Genomic DNA, 298 nt, shown 5'->3' on the forward strand with positions numbered 1-298 from the left:
CTACAGCTTTCCAGGCCGCCGCATCGCCGATGCCATGGTCGACCTGCCCTTCGCGCTGCCGACAGCGGTGGCCGGCATCGCGCTGACCACGCTTTACGTACCGAACGGCTGGATCGGAAGCCTGCTGATGCCGCTCGGCATCAAGGTCGCCTACACGCCGCTTGGCATCGTCATCGCGTTGATCTTTATCGGCCTGCCTTTCGTCGTTCGTACCGTGCAGCCGATCATGGAGGAGATCGACAAGGAGGTGGAGGAAGTGGCCGCAACGCTCGGCGCCAATCGCTTCCAGATCATCAGC

1 protein-coding gene is annotated in these 298 nt (G+C 62.8%); it reads left to right on the forward strand.

The genetic code is table 11. The annotated features are described in order from the left end of the window. Window positions 1–298, forward strand: a 298-nt coding sequence (locus tag X773_RS73525; protein ID WP_023680987.1) for an ABC transporter permease subunit, incomplete at both ends; no start/stop codon positions are given.

Origin of the sequence: Mesorhizobium sp. LSJC280B00, from assembly GCF_000502835.1 — a bacterium.
Classification (GTDB): domain Bacteria; phylum Pseudomonadota; class Alphaproteobacteria; order Rhizobiales; family Rhizobiaceae; genus Mesorhizobium.